General features: G+C 39.1%; 20 protein-coding genes and 1 pseudogene. All 21 read left to right on the plus strand.

Annotated elements, in window-relative coordinates:
- The first annotated feature begins 108 nt into the window (after positions 1-108).
- The 21 genes and pseudogenes from BM241_RS07545 to BM241_RS07640 all read left to right on the plus strand — a co-directional run bounded on the left by BM241_RS07545 (position 109) and on the right by BM241_RS07640 (position 20,228).
- On the plus strand, positions 109-360 hold the full coding sequence (locus tag BM241_RS07545; RefSeq protein WP_051456325.1) for a type II toxin-antitoxin system Phd/YefM family antitoxin: 252 nt from the start codon (positions 109-111) through the stop codon (positions 358-360).
- Entirely contained in the window at positions 344-763 is a 420-nt protein-coding gene (locus tag BM241_RS07550) for a type II toxin-antitoxin system VapC family toxin (protein ID WP_092282411.1), read from the plus strand. The genes BM241_RS07545 and BM241_RS07550 overlap by 17 nt, the downstream gene beginning before the upstream one ends.
- A 43-nt stretch (positions 764-806) precedes the next feature.
- Positions 807-1,076, plus strand: coding sequence for a nucleotidyltransferase domain-containing protein (locus tag BM241_RS07555; RefSeq protein ID WP_143094071.1), 270 nt, complete (start codon positions 807-809; stop codon positions 1,074-1,076).
- A gap of 50 nt (positions 1,077-1,126) precedes the next feature.
- Positions 1,127-1,404 (plus strand): annotated as a pseudogene (locus BM241_RS07560) (HI0074 family nucleotidyltransferase substrate-binding subunit).
- Positions 1,404-1,787 (plus strand): nucleotidyltransferase domain-containing protein, encoded by a 384-nt coding sequence (locus BM241_RS07565; protein ID WP_092282413.1) that lies wholly within the window; start codon positions 1,404-1,406, stop codon positions 1,785-1,787. Before BM241_RS07560 ends, BM241_RS07565 begins: the two are co-directional and overlap by 1 nt.
- A 217-nt stretch (positions 1,788-2,004) precedes the next feature.
- Complete coding sequence (gene cmr1 / locus BM241_RS07570; RefSeq protein ID WP_092282414.1) at positions 2,005-3,300, plus strand: type III-B CRISPR module RAMP protein Cmr1; 1,296 nt, start codon at positions 2,005-2,007, stop codon at positions 3,298-3,300.
- A complete protein-coding gene (locus BM241_RS07575) occupies positions 3,284-3,685 on the plus strand; it encodes an HI0074 family nucleotidyltransferase substrate-binding subunit (RefSeq protein ID WP_092282415.1) in 402 nt (133 codons plus the stop codon). The genes cmr1 and BM241_RS07575 overlap by 17 nt, the downstream gene beginning before the upstream one ends.
- 33 nt (positions 3,686-3,718) lie before the next feature.
- Positions 3,719-6,151 (plus strand): type III-B CRISPR-associated protein Cas10/Cmr2, encoded by a 2,433-nt coding sequence (gene cas10 / locus BM241_RS07580; protein WP_177206122.1) that lies wholly within the window; start codon positions 3,719-3,721, stop codon positions 6,149-6,151.
- Between the two features lie 4 nt (positions 6,152-6,155).
- Positions 6,156-7,334: a type III-B CRISPR module-associated protein Cmr3 gene (gene cmr3, locus BM241_RS07585; protein ID WP_092282417.1), complete on the plus strand. Its 1,179-nt coding sequence runs from the start codon at positions 6,156-6,158 to the stop codon at positions 7,332-7,334.
- Entirely contained in the window at positions 7,331-8,464 is a 1,134-nt protein-coding gene (locus BM241_RS07590) for a putative CRISPR-associated protein (protein ID WP_092282418.1), read from the plus strand. The genes cmr3 and BM241_RS07590 overlap by 4 nt, the downstream gene beginning before the upstream one ends.
- 43 nt (positions 8,465-8,507) lie before the next feature.
- Positions 8,508-9,464 (plus strand): type III-B CRISPR module RAMP protein Cmr4, encoded by a 957-nt coding sequence (gene cmr4 / locus BM241_RS07595; RefSeq protein ID WP_092282419.1) that lies wholly within the window; start codon positions 8,508-8,510, stop codon positions 9,462-9,464.
- A gap of 11 nt (positions 9,465-9,475) precedes the next feature.
- Positions 9,476-9,931, plus strand: a complete 456-nt coding sequence (cmr5, locus tag BM241_RS07600) for a type III-B CRISPR module-associated protein Cmr5 (RefSeq protein WP_092282420.1) — start codon at positions 9,476-9,478, stop codon at positions 9,929-9,931.
- A complete protein-coding gene (cmr6, locus tag BM241_RS07605) occupies positions 9,921-10,970 on the plus strand; it encodes a type III-B CRISPR module RAMP protein Cmr6 (protein WP_177206123.1) in 1,050 nt (349 codons plus the stop codon). Before cmr5 ends, cmr6 begins: the two co-directional genes overlap by 11 nt.
- 435 nt (positions 10,971-11,405) lie before the next feature.
- Positions 11,406-12,578, plus strand: a complete 1,173-nt coding sequence (locus BM241_RS07610; RefSeq protein ID WP_242948316.1) for a TldD/PmbA family protein — start codon at positions 11,406-11,408, stop codon at positions 12,576-12,578.
- An 88-nt stretch (positions 12,579-12,666) separates the two neighbouring features.
- Positions 12,667-13,896: a metallopeptidase TldD-related protein gene (locus BM241_RS07615; protein ID WP_177206124.1), complete on the plus strand. Its 1,230-nt coding sequence runs from the start codon at positions 12,667-12,669 to the stop codon at positions 13,894-13,896.
- A 55-nt stretch (positions 13,897-13,951) separates the two neighbouring features.
- Complete coding sequence (locus BM241_RS12220) at positions 13,952-14,218, plus strand: ABC transporter permease family protein (RefSeq protein ID WP_143094072.1); 267 nt, start codon at positions 13,952-13,954, stop codon at positions 14,216-14,218.
- Between the two features lie 264 nt (positions 14,219-14,482).
- Positions 14,483-16,930, plus strand: a complete 2,448-nt coding sequence (locus BM241_RS07620; RefSeq protein ID WP_207648983.1) for a GH116 family glycosyl-hydrolase — start codon at positions 14,483-14,485, stop codon at positions 16,928-16,930.
- A 487-nt stretch (positions 16,931-17,417) separates the two neighbouring features.
- A complete protein-coding gene (gene iscB / locus BM241_RS07625) occupies positions 17,418-18,692 on the plus strand; it encodes an RNA-guided endonuclease IscB (RefSeq protein ID WP_092282422.1) in 1,275 nt (424 codons plus the stop codon).
- Positions 18,693-18,708: 16 nt separating this feature from the next.
- Positions 18,709-18,981: a nucleotidyltransferase domain-containing protein gene (locus tag BM241_RS07630; RefSeq protein WP_169729722.1), complete on the plus strand. Its 273-nt coding sequence runs from the start codon at positions 18,709-18,711 to the stop codon at positions 18,979-18,981.
- Positions 18,982-19,066: 85 nt separating this feature from the next.
- Positions 19,067-19,258, plus strand: coding sequence for a hypothetical protein (locus tag BM241_RS07635; protein ID WP_025747247.1), 192 nt, complete (start codon positions 19,067-19,069; stop codon positions 19,256-19,258).
- On the plus strand, positions 19,251-20,228 hold the full coding sequence (locus BM241_RS07640; protein ID WP_025747246.1) for a radical SAM protein: 978 nt from the start codon (positions 19,251-19,253) through the stop codon (positions 20,226-20,228). Before BM241_RS07635 ends, BM241_RS07640 begins: the two co-directional genes overlap by 8 nt.
- The last annotated feature ends 393 nt before the right edge of the window (positions 20,229-20,621 follow it).

Genomic DNA, 20,621 nt, shown 5'->3' on the forward strand with positions numbered 1-20,621 from the left:
TTTGCGTTAACGTTTGGTTTTAATTTTTATTTAAAATAGCCAAGTTCAGTAGTATACAAAATAGCCAATATAAGCTATAATAATTATAGGCCAAAGGAGGTGGGCGATATGATACAGGTTAGTTCAACAGAGTTCAAAAATAATGTTGGGAGATATATAAAGCTTTCTGAGAAAGAAGATATTCTAATTTTAAGAAACGGTAAGGTTGTTGCAAAACTCACAGCAGTATCAAAAAATGAAAAAGAAATTGCTTACAGCAGGCTATTAGAGATGATAAAGCAGAGTGAACCGGTTACTGAAGATATTGATTTAGATGTCATGAGAAAAGAGAGGTTAAATAAATATGACAGTATTACTTGATACAAATATCTCTCTTGATTTTTTGATTCACAGGCAACCATTTTTTGAGACGGTCAATAAAATATTGATCATGATTAAAGATAACTATATAAAAGCTTATGTATCGGCTTCATCAGTAACTGACATTTATTATATTATGAGAAAATATAGAACACAGCAAGAACGAGTGTTAATGCTGACCGAATATTTTAAGCTTGTTGATATAGTAAGTACTACCAAAACGGATATTTTAAGAGCCCTAAAGATGGAAGCTACGGATTTTGAGGATGCAGTCACCTTTCAGATTGCAAAGCGTAAAGGTGTTGATTATATTATAACCAGAGATAAGAAGGGATTTACGGATCAAGCTGTCAAAACAGTCAGTCCAGAAGAGTTTTTAAAAATAGTTTCTTTGAAATTGTAAGAACAGGTTTCACCAAAAGCTTAAGAAGGTACGGTGATTGCTTATGATACCACAAGAAAAAATCAATGAAGTTGTCGAAAGAATTGTAAAAAATGTGCAGCCTGAAAAGGTGGTATTGTTTGGTTCGTATGCCTATGGTGAGCCTGACGAGGATAGTGATTTAGATATTCTTGTAATCAAAGAAAGCGTTCTACCCAGGCATGAAAGAGTGAAAGAGATAAAAAAGTACCTGCGGGGTATTAAAATTCCGGTAGATTTGATCGTTTATACACCAAAAGAGATCGATGAATGGAGGGGAGTACTGCACAACTAACAGAGTTTATTGAAAAGGGTCAATTGAACAAGTTTGAAGTTTAAGGGTTAATTCAGTGTTTTGAATATACTTTTGAACTGGCCTGGAAAACCATGAAATATTATCTGGAGCAAGAGGGTTTTGATGTCAAAACCCTAGATCAACAATAAAAACTACTTTTCAAATACAGTTAATTGAAGACGGGTACACATGGATTGATGCATTAGAAAAAAGAAACCTGATGGCACATACATATGATGAAAAAAGAGCAATGGAAGCAGAAGTTTTAATAAGGACGAAATACTATAAGATAATCAAAGACCTCTGTGCTAAGCTGGGGGAATTATAATGGATTTTGGATTACGTCAATCGGACATAGACTATATAGTCAGAGTTATAAGTGAATTTTCAGAAATTGAAAAAGCTGTAATATTTGGTTCAAGAGCTAAAGGCGACTTTAAACCTGGTTCAGATGTAGATATAGCTATTTATGGAGAAAATATAACATTTGACACCGTATCTGCTGTTCACTCAATGTTAGAAGAACAGGGGCCTTTACCATACTTTTTTGACATAGTAGATTACACGCATTTGGACCATAAGGATCTTAAAGAGCACATTGATAAAGTAGGGAAGGTGATCTTTGAAAGAAAAAGGGCGGCGGAGGATTTTGAAAAAATACAATCGTTTTCTTTGGAAACGTCAGAGGAATTTACTGGTACGCTAATTTGATTACCGCAAATTGAGAAAAGGTTATTGTGTTTGTAAACGACAAAAAGTGATATGTTATTATGTTGTATGGGCTTAAGGCCAGGGATTTTAAAAAATTGGACAGACTGTTTATTAATGCTCTTCGGGGAGTTTTTACAAAATTTCCGCCAGAGTGCTCCCAATTTTAATTGGGGAATGAATGGCGGCTTGATTAAATATAAGAGAGAAGGGAAGAAGGATGTATAATGTAAAGCTGAAATGCGAAGTGATAACGCCTTTGTTTATGTCAGGTGTAGATGGAAATGCTCTCGAGATAAGGCCTTCCGAATTTAAGGGAATGATGCGCTTTTGGTGGAGAGCGGCGAGAGCTTTGGATGATATCGACAAGCTTAAAGACAAAGAGAGTGAAATTTTTGGTGGAGTAGGAAAACGAGAGGGAAGGAGCAAGGTATGGATAAGAGTTTTACAGGGGAATATTTCTACACAAGAGGAATTAAGGTTGGGAAATTTAGAATTGGGTATAAAATATCTCTTGTACTCTACCATATTGCCAAATAAAAAGAAAAAATACATAAAAGAAGGTTCCACTTTTTATATTGAACTTGGTGCCTTTGAAGAAAAGTATCTAAATCATGCATTAGCTTCATTATGGCTTGCCATATATTTGGGTGGTTTCGGAACGCGAAGCAGAAGAGGTGGGGGCAATATCGTAGTAACAGAGGTGGACAAGCCTGTTTTTATTGATTTCATTCCTAAAGGAAAAAATTTTCAAGAAGTGGCAGAGTGGTTAACCACAAATTTTCAGATAGCCAAAGAGATCATAAATGGTTCTGATAAAACCAATTTTGCTTCAGGGTACAGTAACTTAAGTATTTCACGCTTTATAATAAGCAGAAATGGCCACCCGTCGTGGAAGGAAGCTCTTAATGATATTGGAGTCATCTTCGAAGGTTTTAGAGTGAATGCTAGAAGACAGGTATTTAAAAGCGCTATCTTTGGCCTACCTGTAAAGCATCGCAGTGGCGGGACGGTTATTGGAGTGAAAAAAGCTGATCAAAAAGTTTTAGAAAAATTCCAGAGGAGAGCCTCTCCCGTTATAATAAAGCTTATCAGAGCAAATGGCGTGTATTACTGGCTTGTCATAAGGTTAGCGGGGCAATTTCTACCAGAACGTGTTGTGTTAGGCTTTAAGGGCAAAACTCAAAAGCCAGACTATGGTCTTATTGAAGAGTTTTGGTTACAATTAAGAGGCAATGGAGAGGAGAGATTATTGTCTGTTCCCGACTATCTGAATGAAATTGTAGATAAAATAAAGCAAAGTCTTGAACCAGAAAGGATATATTTATACGGGTCAAGAGCAAGAGGGGACTTTAAAAAGAAGTCAGACGTAGATATTGCGGTTGATTCGGACAAAAGTGTGGAAGCCATGGATATAATTGGGCCTTTTGATATTGTCAATTTAAAAAAAGTCAACAAAGAATTCAAAGATAAGATATGCAGGGAAGGAGTTTTACTTTATGAGAGAAAGGATTGAGAAATTTTTTAACGATTTTGAAAAAGCTATTAAAAATCTTAAGACGGCAACGGAAGTGGCAGAGGACGATTTAAGTATAGATGGAACCATAAAAAGATTTGAGCTTTGCTATGAGCTGGCTTGGAAGCTGATGAAAGAGTATCTTGCGGATTTAGGGATAATTGTAAGGAGCCCCCGTGAGGCTTTTAAGCAGGCTTTTATCAATGACCTTATTGAAAATGAAGAGGCCTGGTTTGGAATGATTGAAGATAGAAATTTGCTTGTCCACACCTATACTCACGAGCAATCAAGAGAAATCTTCGAACGGATAAAAGGGGAACATGTAGAGGAATTAGAAAAGTTTTACAAGATAATAAAACAAAAAATGGCAGATAATGAGGTTTAAGCAGTTTGAAAAATGTCAGGGAGGCATCCTTATATGAATGATTTTGCTTCTAAATTTAAAAGCTTTCTGCTTGAACTTATTGATAAGCACATTGATGTTGATGTAATTAGACATCCTTTAAGCGACGGAGAAATAAAAATTGATTCCATAGAAAAGGATACTATTTTTTCTACTATTGAGGAAGTCTTTGATGAGATTTCGGAAAAAGTAAATAATCTTTCGGAGAAAGATGGGCTTTTTTACTTGTGGCGCAACCTGTATGATTTAATTGTTCAAAAGCTAAATAGAAATGCAAAGAGGTATCTCTCTCAATTTCCTGCTGACGCAAAGGATAACTATTCTATATGGGAACATCTTAAAATTGCCAGCGCATTTCAAGGCGCTTCCCTTTCTTTATTCCTTTTTACTCTGGGGCCGGTGCAGTCATTTATTGCTCAGGCCCGTAAGACGCAGGATTTCTTTTCGGGAAGCTTTTTGCTTTCATATTTGACATTGGTAGGAATTGAAAAAATAGCGGAGAGGTACGCTCCTGCAAATATAATCTATCCTGACCTTTATAAACAACCCCTTGTAGACTTGTTGCTTGAACAAAAAGGTTTGAAAATTGAAAATTCTCAGTCCTCTTATACGGATCAGGCTACTGTCCCCAATAGGTTCGTGGCAATTTTGCCGGAATGTGAGTCTGAGAAGATTAAAAAGATAGCCGACGAAGTTACAAAAAGGATAAAAGAAGAGTGGAATGAAATTATAGCCAAAATTTTGAAAAACTTTGGATTGGATAAATATGTGGAGAAATCTAAATTAATAGAGAAACAAATAAGAAGTTTTCCTGAAATTTACTGGGTAGCTATTCCTTTGAAAAAAGAAGGCAAGAACATCAGCCCGAGTGTTTTTCAAGATTTTATTGAAGAAGTTAAAGGATTAAAAGAAGGCGATACAGGTATTTCTTATCAATTAGCTTACACCGCGTTAGAAAAGTTTGTTGGTGCCAGAAAGAATCTGAGGGAATTTGAGCAATCTGAAGAGTATAACAAAAAATGCCACGTATGCGGGGAAAGGGAAGGCTGGATAAAAGCGGGGGTTGGCAGGATTGAAGTTGGGAAGTACATAAGTGAGAAAGAGAGACTTTGCACTGTGTGTTTTGTAAAAAGGGCTCTAGATAAATATTTAGGGGATAAGTTTAAATATGTCTCTGCTTTTAGAGATTTTAATTTTCCATCTACCGCTGAGGTAGCTTCTTCTGACTTTAAGGAAGAGGCATTAAAGAGAGCTAAGGAAGAATTTAACGGTTATGTTGAAGAATTCAAAAATGTTTTAGGAGAAAAATTCTATAATTTAAAAGTCAAACCTTTACCCAAGTTAAAGGAGCTATTTGAAAAAGGAAATATAGAAAATATTGAGGGAGAGTGGTTTTTTGAGAGCAACCTTACCAAAAAGAGGATAAAAGAGGAATTAGGGCTTGAGCTTACAAACGAAGAGATAGAAAATTTGAAGTGCAAATTAAAAAATATTATCCAAAAAACAGGTACCTCTAGTCCTTATTATGCGCTGATAAAATTGGATGGAGATGATATGGGGAAATGGTTATCAGGCGAGAAACTGCAGGAATTTCGGGATACCACCCACGCTGAATTGGATAGGAAACAAAACTTGCTTACCCCCGCCATTCACTCTTCTATTTCTACCGCATTAAGAAATTACACAATAGAGCTGGTAAGAAGAATAGTGGAAGAAGAACATACAGGGAAGCTTGTGTATTCTGGAGGAGACGACGTACTGGCTTTTATAAATCTTAAAGATTTATTCCAGGTGATGGAGAAATTAAGGGCAGCTTTTTCCGGTCACGTAAAATTTGAAAATGGCCGGATACAAGTGGATTGGAACAATGATACAGGATTTGTAGAAAAAGAGGGAGAAATAATTTTAACAATGGGCAAGAATGCCGGTGCGTCTGCAGGCATTGTCATTGCCCATTATAAGGAGCCCTTGAAAATAGTACTTGATAGGGTGAATGAAATGATAAATAAGGCAAAGGAGATGGAGGGAAAGGATGGGTTTGCCATTGCTCTCATGAAATCTTCTGGGGAAATGAGGGTGGCAGTGAGTAAGTGGAGATTTGATAATCTGGATGTAATAAACCTTTTGTCTGAGACAGCAAAGTATTTCAAAAAAGAAGAAAACGGAATTTGGATTTCTAACAAGGTTATTTATACATTAAAAGAAGAATTTAAGAATCTAATAAACAACAATGGCAGATTCATGGAAGATCCACAGCTATTTAAAGTGGAGTTGAAAAGAGTGATACAAAGAAGTATAACTGGCGGTAAAGAGGAAGAGAGAAGAAAAATCGCAGAAGAAATTTCCAACAGGTTATTTCAACTCTTTGAAAAAGATGAAGCTCAAAATCTTACTAATTTTTTAAACTTAATAGAAGTTTCCATCTTTGTAGCGGGGAAGGAGGGATAGTGAGGTGTTTTTAAAAATCACTCCCTTGGATACATTGTTTTTCAGAAGTGGACGACCTTTTACAATGGGGGAGAATTCCTGGGCCGATGCTGTTTTCCCGCCATTTCCGGGTACATTGTACAGCGCGATAAGAAGCTTTTTAATATTTCGGTACGGAAAACTAGAAGATTTTTACAATGGGTTGCTTAAAGAAGATGTAAAAAGGGTAGTAGGTACGCCTTGTCAGAAGGGAAGTTTAAAATTAAAAGGAATTTTTCTTTACAGCAACAACAATGAAAATCCTTTGTTTTTAGCTCCCAAAGATGTGGTGGAGGACTCTGAAAAAGGAAAGTTATACTGCCTGGATTATTTAAAGAAGCCTCCTCTAATGGTAAGCGATTATAAACTTTCTGATATACTGGTTTGGAAAAAGAATGAAAAGGCTGAAACGACGGATTACTGGCTAACTGTAGAGGGATTTAAAAAGTATTTAAAAGGTGAAAAGGATATTTTTGAGATTAGAGGAAAAAGAAATTTAAAGAGAATGTATAGGGAAAAGAGTGAATTGTTTGTTTTGGAACCGAAGGTGGGCATAAAAAGGGATCCATATACTTTAACTTCCGAGGAAGGATATTTGTACAGAATTTCTCTTGTTAGACTTAAAAAAGATGTAGCCTTAATTGCAGAAGTAGAAGGAGTGGAAGATTTTCCGGAAGAAGGGGTTTTTCAACTGGGGGGTGAAGGGAAAGCAGTAAAGTTTGAGAAATTAAAAAATGGTGATGATGGGGGTGTCGCAGAGCTTGAGGACTTAAGAAGAATGGAATTCGATTTGAGGAATGGATACTTTAAACTTTACCTTGCAACTCCTGCTATTTTTGAAAAAGGGTGGCTTCCTCGGTGGATTGATGAAAACGACGACTATGAAGGAAAGTATGAATATAATGGGTTAGAGATCAAGTTGAAACTTATGGCTTGTGCTATAGGAAGGGCTTTACCAGTTGGCGGATGGGATATTTATAGAGGGCAGCCCAAGCCTATGAGAAAAGCCGTACCGGCCGGCAGCGTCTACTATTTTAAGGTGTTGGAGGATGACTTAAAAGAGGCTGCATACAAAATAAAAGAGCTTTTTCATTTTAAAAATATTTCTGACGTAAATTCAGAGGAAGGTTTTGGACTTTCCATAGTGGGGGGAGTGAAAGTATGAAAAAAGTAGTGACGATGGTGGGTACTTCAATTTTTGAAAATTACGTAAGGGAAATTGATGATCAATATTTTGGTAATGATATGGAGGATTTAAAGGAAAAAGCGGCAGAGGAATATAAGGAAAATGACCCTCGCATAAAGAGAATAAAATCCAAGCTTGAAAAATGGATTTCTGAATTTTCGGAATCTGATAAAGAAGAACTTTCTGCTGAAATAAAAAGCCTTGTAAAGCTTAAAGAGAGATTTAAGGAAGATTTTGAAGTTTATCTTCTTTATTCCGATACGGCAATGGGTAAATTGGCTGCAGAGATTATAAGAGATGTTTTACAAAATATGAAAATTTTTAAAGATTCGGAGATTAAAAAACCTGATTGCATAAATAACCTTCAAATACAAGATAATGAGAAATTCATCATAGGAATGAATAATCTTATACATAAGTTTTATGATGAAATAGCAACAAGTGGATGGGGTGACAATGTAATTATAAATATAACTGGAGGTTATAAAGCCACTATTCCTTATCTTACTATATTAGGCCAGGTAAATAAGAGTCCCATTTTCTACATATTTGAAGATACGGACGCTTTGATTGAAATTCCTTATTTGCCGCTAGATATCAAATGGGATCTTTTTGAAAAATACGAAGACCTGTTTTTGGAGTTTAATAAAGAGGGTATCATTGAAAGAGAAGAAGAACTTCCTTATAACGTAAAAAAAGAGCTAGAAGGCTTAATTGAAGTGGAAGGTAAACTTTTGTATTTGAATTCATTTGGGCTAATCTTTTGGGAGAAATACAAAGAAAAGTACTTTTTCTACTATGCTTCTGAGGAGACCCAAAGGGAGATTGAAAAACAGTTAAATATAAAGAAGATATTGCAAACCAAGTTTTGGGACAAGCAAATAAGGGAAGGAAAAACGGAATTAAAAAACGGACACTATGTTTATGATGACGGTAATAATCGTTATCGTATTTTTTACATTGAAAAGGATGGTAGAATTTATATTTATAAAACCTTCGAGGATTACGGTGATTACAGGTACTATTTAGAAAATGTAAAAGGAGAAACGGTCAAATTTGAAGATATAAAGGCAAATTCGAAGCTATGGAAAATAATAAAAGAAAGGTAAAAAAGCGGAATGCTAAATTAATAAGCTGGGAGGAGGGCTAAAAATGTTTCAGGCTTTTAGACCATTTTTCTTAATTGCAGAAACTTCGCTTCATCCAGGGAGTGGAAGTGAAATAGGGGTTGTGGATTTACCTATTCAAAGAGAAAAGCATACCGGTTTTCCCAAGATTGAAGGTTCTGGGATAAAGGGGTGCATGAGAGAAGCATTTGAGAGATCGGAAAGAGCAGTAAAAATAGGAAATGATGATGTAAAGATAAAGGAATGGGTTAAACTTGTGTTTGGACCTACCAACGGTGATGAACATGCCGGTTGTCTTGCTTTTACAGATGCTAGGATTTTATTTTTCCCTGTAAAATCCCTAAAAGGAATCTTTGCATGGGTTACTTGTCCAATGGTTCTTGAAAGGTTTAAAGAAGATATGGAAATTGCTGGTGTGGATATGCGTAATTTTCCATCAATAAAGAAAAGAACGTGTCCGCCTGACTCCAAAATTTTCGTTAAAGAAAATGAGAATAATAAGGTGTCTGTCATTCTTGAAGAGTTTACTTTTGAATTGGCAAGAGATGAGGAAACTAAAAAACTTGCCTGTTGGTTTGCTTCAAGAATTTTTCCGCAGAAAGAAACAGATACGTCTTATAATTTTTGGAGAAAAAAATTGGAAAAAGACTTGATTATCCTGGAAAATGATGATTTTGAACATTTTGTCACTACTTCTACTGAAATAGTAGCTAGGACAATTATTGACGATGCGAAGGGCACTGCTAAGAATTTGTGGTATGAAGAGTATCTACCACCGGATACTATTTTGTATTCTACCGCTATGGCTTCACCCCTTAGAGTTAGGGAGAAAGACGAAAAAGGGCCTTTCGAAGGGAGTTCTTCTCAAGATGAAGCTAAAAGAGTGATTGAATATTTTGAGAAAGGAGTGCCTACTATCATTCAGATAGGTGGAAATCAAACTGTAGGAAAGGGAATTACGCGTATTCAAGTTTTGAAGTGAGGTGATAGAAGATGGGAGCAAATACCCAAATTAATAAACTAGAAAAAGGTCGAGCTTACTTTGCTTATGAATGTGTGGAAAATGCAACTAGAGTGCTTTCAAAAGAAGAATTAAATAATTATCGTTCTTATACTGAAAAAATTCCTATTATGATTTTAACCAATGGATTAGGACAGACGCTGGCCTTTATTAAGGCAAAGATGAATGTGAAAAAGGAAGGGAATAGCGGCGAAAAAAAGGAAAATGCTTATAAGATACTCTATGACCAGATTTCCGATTATTTAAAAAGTGAGATTTCTACGCGCATTAAGATGGACGAAAATAAAGATTTAGTGGAATGGGTAATTTCATGCCATTTAAAGGAATATCGATTTATTACTCAAGAAATTTTGGCGTTTATGAATTGGTTAAAGAGGTTTGCAGAGGGGATGATTGAGGAAGGGGAAGGGTCTAAAAATGAAAAATAATGAGAAAATCCAGAAAGTATGCGTATTCTATACCCCCAAGGAGACTCGAGAAATAATGCGCAATGAAATTCAGGTGTCTACTTTTCTTAAAAATCCAGCGCTTATTTTTGGCAAATTAATTCCCGTTACAATGAACTATAAAAAAGATGAAATAACTGAGACCTTAACTCATGAAGAAATCTTGAAGAAAGTGATAACTAAAGGAGAAGAAAATAGAGAGAACAAATATAAATATCTTGAGCTTGTAACTAAGGAGATGAAAAAGCTAAATGAAGAGATTCAAAAAGGGGATTTCCCATTTTTAAGCAAAATAGAAAAAATGGTGGAGGATTTACAAAGTAGTGGTTATAAAATTCAAAAGGTTGAGGGTAAAATCAACTGGCGGCTTATTGTAGGCCTTGGAGCTCCTCATCCCCAAGAAACATCTATGACTTTACATCATATTTATGGTATACCCTATATACCCGGTAGTGCTTTGAAAGGGGTTATGAGGCACTGGGCAATTTTAAAGTTTGCTGAGATGTATAAAACTTTACCTGGTAAAAAAGAAACGCCATTTGAAGAAGCAGTAAAAGTTGTTTCTCAATCTTTGGAGCATGGTGAAAACTTAGGTATAAGCATTATTTGTAAATTCGAGAACGATGAGAATTACCGGCTAGAGAGAATCGCATTTTCTGAAACAGTAGATATGTTTGGCACGCGAAAAAATCAGGGAAAGATAATATTCTTAGATGCTTATCCTTCTGGAAATATTAATCTAAAAATAGATATAATGAACCCACACTATCCGGACTATTATTCCAAGTCGAAACATCCCGGGGATTGGCAACAGCCTAAACCAATACAGTTTTTAGCTGTAGAAGATACGAAATTTGTTTTCTATTTGGGAATAAGGAAAAATGAAAGTTTCGACCTTCTCAGAAAAGCTTCTCTTTTATTTATCAACGCTCTTTGTGAACACGGAATTGGTGCAAAGACTTCTTTGGGATACGGGGTATTTAGTGCTGAATCTATTTATGTTGAATCTATCTATAAGTAAGCGGTTCACCTTGCTTGAAAGGGATGCTATATTATCGGGAAGACCGGGAGGACGGCGGCGGTGTTAAAATTTGACCATAATTTTGGTAGAACTACAGCAAAAAGTTGCTCTCATTAAAGAGGACTTGTATGCTGGAATTTTCGTGGGACAGAATACAGTTTGTAGTTCGTGCAATTTCCATAAACATTGCAAAAATTATTATATACTTGAAACACTGAAATTATGATACAATTGATAATAACTATCCCATTAGAATTGCACAGGAGGCGAAAACATGTATAATTTCCCTGAAGGTTTATATGTTGACGTTCGTATTTAAGAGACATTTGAGACGAAGATCAGCTTTAAGAAAATGTACTTCAAGAGCAAAAGGTCCGCAGCAACAAAGGAGCTTTTATCAGGGTTTTTGATGGCAACCGGTGGTATTACAGCTCCTTGACCGACTTAAGCCGTGTGCAGGAGTGCATAGACACTCTGGCCCGGATGGCCACACCGAATCCGAGTATTATGGAGCATCCAATCGTTAAGGCTTTCGAAGTCAACAGGGACAGGATTATTCAGCATGAGAGGGATTCAATTGCAGATGTTCCAGCAGCAGAAAAGCAGGCACTGCTGGAAGAATATTTAAAACTCCTGGATTATCCGGAAATCGTGCATCATACTTCTTACTACGTTGACAACAAAACGATTAAATCTATTTATTCTTCAAAGGGAACCGCGGTTACCTTTGATAAACAGACATGCGGTATTCGTTTAAATCTGGAGCTTGCCTGCGGCGATAATAAAAACTCGGATGTCGTTTCAAAAGCTGCGATACGTTTTGATGAGCTTAGAGGACTTGAGGATTATTTTAAAGAAAGAATTGAAAAAAGCGTTGCTTTCGTAAGGGAGGCGGTGCCCATAGAGCCGGGCATATACACGGTGCTGCTGAGCCCTGAGGCCACAGGGGTGTTTACTCATGAAAGTTTCGGGCATAAAAGTGAATCGGATTTCATGGTGGGGGACGAAACCATGAAGGCTGAATGGGCCCTTGGCAAGACTATTGGGCGGGATTTGCTGACCATAGTCGATGACGGCCTGGAGTTCGGTAATGGCTATGTGCCCTATGACGATGAAGGAACTAGAGGTAAAAAGACGTATATCGTAAAAAACGGAAAGCTGATGGGCAGGCTGCACAGCGCTGCAACCAGCGCTGCGTTGGGAGAGCCTCTTACCGGCAATGCAAGGGCGATAAACTTTCAATTTGAACCCATTGTTCGCATGACAACTACATACATTGAAAAGGGAGATCGTCCTGTGAAGGATATTATTGCTGAAATAGATAAAGGCATTTATGTGGAGACCGTCAGACACGGCTCGGGAATGTCCACGTTTACTATAGCACCTTCCCGGGCGTACAAAATTGAAAATGGTAACATTACAACTCCCGTTAAGGTATCCGTTATAACCGGCAATGTATTTGAAACCCTGGCGGAAGTGGATGCGGTCAGTGAAGAATTTGAGCTGATGAGCTTTGTAGGGGGAGGTTGCGGCAAGATGGAGCAGTATCCTCTTCCGGTGGGTTTTGGAGGGCCCTACACACGGGTGCGAAAGCTAACTGTGCAATGAGGTGGGAAAGTGACAGGACAGTGGTTTCTTTTGAAAACCTTAAAATTTTGGATTTAATTCTAACCGTACGATAGTGGGAGGAATAATGATGGAAAAAGAATTTATCACAATAAATGAAAGGGAAACAGCGGTCAAAATTCAAAACACCAGGGTGAACGCCGTGCGCATGAAGGATATTGTAAAAAAGGGTGTCAGGGTATACAAGGATGGCAAGATAGGCATCTCGGGTGCTGTAGGCGAGGTTCCGGATGAAGTTCTCATTGAGAATGCTGTACAAAATCTGGATGCTGGCATTTCTTATCCCTACGAACTATCGGGAAATCTTAAGGACCACCGTGACTATGGGAAAAACAGGGTGAGCGGAGACCAGCTGCTCGAATGTGCGGAGGGAATACTTGAAAAGCTCAGAACAGAGTATTCCGATTTTGATTTCAGTGAAAGTATGCTGACCAGGGAAATAAGCTGGCAGATGAAAAACACTCGGGGTCTGGACCTTGAATATAGGGATTCTTATATAACCCTCGGACTGATATTGAAGGAAAGAAAATCCGCTAACGTGATTGATGGCTTTTTACAGTATTATGGCAGAAATTTTGACCTCGATAAGTTCTGGGCATTTAATAGTGAACTTCTCGAGGCCTATCGAAATGAAGTTTCCCTGCCTGAGGGGGATACTTTGCTGGTGTTTACTTTTGAGTTCCATGAGCTGCTACGTTTCCTGTCACGTTCGCTGAATGGTGAGATATATGCAACCGGCGGTTCCATTTTCAGCAATAAAATGGGCGAGAAACTCTTTAACGAAAAAATTACCATTGAACAGAACATGTCTCCAATATACAGAGCCGAGCCTTTCTTTGATATGGAAGGCGTGGTGCTAGAAAACGACCGTTATACTTTGATTGAAAAGGGTAGGCTTGTTAATGTATATACGGATAAAAGAACGGCTGCTATTTACAATTTGCCTCACACGGGAGCGGCATCGGGCGATTATGATGGTATGCCTTCTCTTACAAGGGCGCCTGTGCGCTTTGCCGTTGATTCGGATGATATAAAAGCTGCGCTGGGTGGTAAAATGGCGATACTGGTTGCAGTCAGTTCCGGGGGAGACTTCACAGCGGATGGAAGTTTTGCAGCACCGGTACAGGTAGGCTTTCTATTTGATGGCGAGCACATCATAGGAAAGCTTCCGCAGTTTAGCATCCGTTCTCACCTGTATAAAATGCTTGGTGAAGATTATATAGGTACATTTGAAAGTAAACATTTTTATCTCGGCGATGGTACGCTGCTTCAGGGATATTATATGACTGTTGCAAGATAGTTAATTTTATTGAAAGAATATGAGGGTTTGGACGTACTGGCATATAATTTTACCGATGTGCAGACCTTCTTTGATAGTCATAGGGTTGCTCACATTTATCGGCTCGTGGAATGACTTTTATCGTCCTTTGATTTTCATCAATGATACCGCTAAAATGACGTTGCCATTGGGTATGACGGTGTTACGCGGAATGTTAGGGACTGGCAATCAATCGTCCGTTTTGGCTGGAGTCATGCTGACAACGGTTGTGCCGTTTTTGTTTCTTATATTTGGACAGCGATATCTAATAGAAGGTATCAGTATAGGTGGATTAAAAGGTTGATAATATTTGACCCCCAACTAATTCATTACAGTAGGGGTACATAAAAAATGAAAAGGAGGCGTTTAACTTATGAACAATCCATATTTCTTGTACACCAAAGAAAGGCTTAATGAGATCTCCTTTCCATTAGGGGGAATAGGTACGGGATGCATTGGCCTGGCCGGTAACGGCAGGTTAATTGATTGAGAGATTAGGAATCGTCCCAACAAAGGCAGCTATAATGGTTATTCCCACTTTGCTGTAAAGGTGGAAAAGGGTGGCCAGGTGATTGATGCAAGGGTCTTAAATAGCGACCTGCATCCTCCTTATTCGGGTAGTTTTGGTGAGCCGCATTTTAAGAGCTTCGGTTTTGGGCCGCCAAGGGCTTATTTATCTGGAGTGCCGCATTTCAGGGACGCGGAATTCAGAGGGGAGTTCCCGTTTGCCAGTATCACGTTTGTAGATGATACTTTTCCGGGCAAAGTGACCATGACAGCATTCAACCCTTTTATACCTCTCAATGATAAGGACTCAAGTTTGCCAGCGGCTTTCTTTGAAATACAGGTGGAGAACACGTCAAATGAACCCCTCGATTACACTGTGGTATCCTGCATTGGCAATATAAACGGCCGGACCATTGGGTATAACGAGTTTACCCAGTGTGGACAGGTCAAAGGGATCAGAATGGGGTGTCGTGGTGTTGAGCCGGCCGATGTACGCTATGGAGAGCTGACTATAGCTACCGATGAGCAGGATATAAGCTATCAGGAATACTGGTACAGAGGAAGCTGGTTTGACGACCTTGAGATGTACTGGAGTGACCTTAATACTCCCGGAAAGTTTAAAAACAGGACATATAAAAATGAAAAACCAGGCCATACGGTGGGTTCGGGAAATGAAGTGGACATGTGCATGCTAGCGGTACATTTTTCCTTAAAACCGGGCGGACACAAAAAAGTCCGCTTTGTTCTGACGTGGTATTATCCTAACTGTTATAACTACTGGAAGCAACAAAATCAGGAACAAAGCTGTTGTGGTTGTCAAACGTCAAGAAAGGCTCAATGGAAGAATTATTACTCGCGTTTGTTTGAAGATTCTTTTGATTGTGCCGTATACGCACTTCAAAACTGGGATCGATTGTATAAGGATACAATGTGCTTTAAAGAAGCCTTATTTTCATCAACCCTTCCACCAGTTGTTATAAACGCCATTTCGGCCAATATATCCATTCTGAAAACGCCTACCTGTTTGCGGTTGGAGGATGGTTCGTTTTACGGCTTTGAAGGATGCCATTGTGATTCCGGTTGCTGTGAGGGCTCTTGTACCCATGTATGGAATTACGCCTATGCGCTTCCCTTTTTATTCCCCAAATTGGAACGTTCTATGCGTGAATTGGAATATCGGTATAATCTGGGAGAAGACGGCAGCATGTCGTTTAGGCTGCAGCTTCCACTGGGGAGCAAACGATGGGATTTTAGGCCCTGCGTTGACGGTCAGTTTGGCGGCGTTTTGAAGGTTTACAGGGAATGGAAGGTATCTGGTGATACCGAATGGCTGCGTAAGCTCTGGCCTTCGGTAAAGAAATCCATTGAATACGCCTGGGCTGAAACCAATAAGGACAGGTGGAACCCAGAACGTACCGGCGTTTTGACAGGGCGTCAACACCACACCCTCGATATGGAGCTCTTTGGCCCTAACTCGTGGCTCACGGGTTTTTATCTGGCGGCTTTAAAAGCGGGCGCCGAGATGGCAGATTATTTAGGGGAAAAAGACACTGCTCGGGAGTATCTAGACATATTTCATCGCGGCAAGAAATGGGTAGATTCCAACCTCTTCAACGGCGAATACTATTATCACCTCATTGATTTGAACGATAAATCTATTTTGGAGCAGTTTGATGAGGGTAAAAGCGATACCCTGGTCGGCGGGACAACGATGGATACCTACTGGAATGAAGAAAAAGGCGAGATCAAATACCAGGTGGGCGAAGGATGTCTTGTGGATCAGGTGTTGGCCCAATGGCATGCCAATTTAATAGGCTTAGGGGAGATATTCGATCCAGCCCTGGTTCGAAAAGCCGTCTACTCGGTTTATAAAAACAATTTTAAGAGGATGAGGGATGTTTTCAATCCGTGCAGGGTATTTTCGTTAAACGATGAAAGGGGAGTGGTCATCTGCTCCTATCCGGAGGGCAGGCGGAGACCGGCTGTTCCAGTGCCGTATGCTCAGGAGACCATGAACGGTTTTGAGTACCAGATAGCGGCCCACCTCATTCAGGAGGGATTCGTTAAAGAAGGTTTGGAAATAGTGGAAGCGATACGCAGCAGGTATGATGGATACAAACGTAATCCATGGAATGAGTTTGAGTGTGGAAGCAACTATGCCAGATCCATGGCCAGTTATTCGTTGCTTTTGGCTTTTTCAGGTTTTATGTTTGATATGGTTAAAGGCGTTATAGGCTTTAACCCGGTCATTGGTGGCGATAACTTTAGAGTATTCTGGTCACTGGATTCTGGATGGGGAATTTTTGAAAAGTCAGGCGACAAAATCGAGCTCAAAGTCCTGTATGGGTATCTGGATTTGAAAGAGCTGTGCTTGCCTTTTATGAAAGGCAGAGATGTGAAGTCGGTTTTGCTGGAAGATGTGCCGGTGACTTATAGAAAGGATGGGGGAAACATTAAATTTAGTGATGTTGTGAGGATTGGCAAAGAGCAAAAAATAATGATTATTTAACATGGTTTAAATTGACGTACTTATCAATGGATCTAGGGTTAACAATTCTGCATCTACAGTGGATACCTTGGGGACTGCTTTTTAATTGGATGGTTATGGATAGGTATGTTATCATTTAGTATTATGGTATAATATGTAGAGGAATTAACAGACAAAGCTGCTGTGTTGTTGTAAAATACTAAAGTGGTAGCGGAATTGGTTTGTATTTCACAAAATGTATCTTACCAACGCAAAGTTGAGTTAGTCAACTACCCACCGCTTATAGAAGCGGAGGCTTGAAAAAGCCTTAGTTGACTAGCCTCAGCCACCAGCGAAAAGCTGATGGGGCTACGTTAGACAGGTCATGACACCCCGGGGTGCTGCTCAAGCTCCAGGCTCTGTCGCACAGGTTTAAACAGTCCTGAGGGGTAGGGACAGTGACCTGTGCATAACAAGCCTGTCTAACATTGGCGATGAGCACCTAACTCCGAAAGGAGGCTTACCGCTTATGGTGTATGTAATTTCAAAGACAGGAAAACCACTGATGCCAACCGAAAGATACGGCAAGGTAAGACGGCTTTTAAAGCATCGACTTGCAAAGGTAGTCAAACGAGAACCGTTTACAATCCAGCTTTTATACGATACCACTACCTATACACAACCGGTGACAGTAGGACTGGATATAGGATCCAAAATAGCAGGTGTATCGGCTGTTACAGAGAAGAAAGAGATATTTTCTGCAGAGATAGAATTGAGGGACGATATTAAAGGGTTGCTGCTTGAACGAAGGCAGTACAGGAGGATGAGAAGATATAGAAAGGTACGCTACCGCAAGCCCAGGTTTTTAAACAGAGCAAGGGATGATGGGTGGCTTGCTCCCAGCCTTCAGTGGAAGGTAGATGCACACATAAGGATAGTAGAGATGCTTAGCATGATAATGCCGATAGGGAAAGTAGTAATTGAGGTTGCGCCGTTTGACACGCAGAAGATACTAAATCCTGGCATAGAGGGAGAGGATTATCAGAACGGTGTACAGAAGGGCTTCTGGGATGTAAGGGAATACTGCTTATGGCGGTCTGGTTACAAGTCTGAACTGTCAGGTAAAAGGGGTACATTAGAAGTTCATCATATAGTTCCGAGAAGCGAAGGGGGGACAGACACGCCCAGCAATTTAATAGTACTGACCGCGGAGGAGCACAAAGCGGTGCATGAAGGCAGGATAAAGATACCTAAGTCGAAGATTGAGAAAATCAAGCTGCTCAAGGATGCGGCGCATGTAGCGACGATAGGGTGGTATATAGTTAACAGATTAAGAGAGCGTTATTCTGTGGAAGTGACATATGGGAGTATAACGAAGGCGAAACGGTTGGGTTGTGGTATGACAAAGTCGCACAGAAACGATGCATTTGTTATATCTGATGGAACTTTACAGGAAAGGGTTAAAGAATGGTACTTAGGGAAGTTTTTAAGGAGACAGAACAGGTCATTGCACAGGGCAAATTTCATAAAAGGTGGGGTAAGACCTGTTAACACGATTAAGGAGGCATATGGTTTTAGGCGATATGACAGAGTAGAATACGAAGGCATAATTGGGATAATAGCGGGTTTAAGGAGTAGCGGGTATTTTGCTGTAAGAAATCTTTCAGGTGAGAAGATACATGACAGTGCAAAACATAGCAGGTTAAGACTTGTAGAAAGGGCAAAGACGTTAATGTTAGAAAGGATGGAAGAGCGCATTCCTCTCCATCTTGAAGAAGATGGAGTCTCCTGCGTTCGGTTATGATGAAGGGAAGAAGGTTATGATAAAATTCGGCAAAAAGCTGCCAAAAGATATATTAGTTAAAGTTGTGGAAAAGCTCCCTGCGGTTTTCGAAAAAGATCCCCAAATTGTAGCGGCATATATTTACGGGTCATATGCTACGGGAAAGACCACGGATTTAAGTGACATAGATATAGCCGTCTTATTACGGAAAAAGGGGGATTGGAAGAAGCAGCTTGAATTGATGGACAGCATAGCTGAAGCCCTCGAGACTGAAGATTTTGATCTGCTATGGATAAACTTTTGCAATTAGTGGGACTGCAACAAACTTGCAGTTCCTTTTTTATTTAGACACACAAACAGAAGTAATTGCCTGGTTTGACTGGCAGGGTAATCTCATGCCGATTAAATTCAGGTATTTAACTGAAGACGAGTGTTATGTTAGAATAAAGATTGAGTTGAAAAGTGTCTTGACAGATTTGGAGGAAAGAAGATGTTTAGGTACAGGTGCGAGGCCAATTACAGCAACGTACTGTATAAGATTTGATTTTGGCAAGTATAGATACAGGGAGGAGGTCGGCTGTGCTTAAAATTGATTGCCTTGTGTCGGGAGGAGTAATTACAAATTACAAATGTTCATCAAAGTGTAAGCATTGTTGTTATGCCAGTTCCCCGGAATGGCCAAACGATTATATGACCCCATCCATGGCCGATGAGATATTTTCTATTCTGAAGAGTTTAGGCTGCCATTATGTTCATATTGGTGGTGGTGAACCGCTTCTGCAGCCTGACAAAATTTTTGCTGTCCTGGAGTCTGCTCAAAGAAACAACATTGATATAGAGTATATTGAGACCAATGCATCTTGGTACAGGGATGAGGTATCTGCAAAAATTATTCTTAAGGAACTAATGAAATATGGTGTACATACGCTGCTTATATCTATAGATCCATACCACAATGAATATATACCCTTTTGGAAGGTAAAAGCTTTAATGGCGGCTTGTTCAGAAGTAAACATGGGTGTATTTCCGTGGCTGATGGATTTTTGGGCTGATCTGGATGCAATGGATGACCGCAAACCCCATTCCCTTGATGAGTATGCCCGGTTTTTTGGGCAGAATTATCTGTTAGAACTGCCAAGAAGATATGGACTTAACTTGAAAGGGCGAGCTTTAAAGACGTATAAACCGATGATGAAGAAGCAGCCTTTTGAACAAATATTAAAAGAATCTAAGCCATGCAGATTGTTATCAGGTATTTACCATTTTCATGTTGATCTGTATGGTAACTTCATTCCGCAGTCGTGTCCAGGCCTTTCAATAAACTTAAGTGAAGTGTCACACGGGGCTGACCCGGGCAAATATAGGGTGTTATATAGCTTGGAGTCCATTGGTATAGGAGGATTGGTGGAACTGGCAATAAAAGAGTATGATTACAAGCCTAAATCTGAATATGCAGGAAAATGCGATCTTTGCTATGATATACGGAGCTATTTGGTTTTAGAGCGAAAGTTAGACCTTCCCGATCTGCAGCCAGCGGGGCATTATAAGTATATTTAAGGAGAAATACGATATAAGAAGGTATAAACTGGTGAGGCTGCTCTTTGAATTTGATTTGAAAATCAAAATCATTAATTAATGACTGCTTTTAACACGAGGATGTTTATTGTAAAATTAAGGAAGGTGATGAACTATGGATTTTATTAGAAAAAAGGACAAATACAAGATAGTTGGGATTGAATAAAAATGGGTGGATTTGAGCATGATCCAGAAAAACTTATATGTAAATAAATGGATTGAAGAGAATTTTTAAAGGGGAAATGCGTCCCCCTGGGGAATTGGTTTGCCAAATTACCAGTGTCAATAGTCTGTGAAAATGTCACCTCAAAAAGGATAATTTTATTCAGTAAAAATGTCAACTATGGGTTTTAAAAAATATTACAGAGATAATTT

Source organism: Caldicoprobacter faecalis (genome assembly GCF_900115765.1).
Classification (GTDB): Bacteria; Bacillota; Clostridia; order Caldicoprobacterales; family Caldicoprobacteraceae; genus Caldicoprobacter; species Caldicoprobacter oshimai.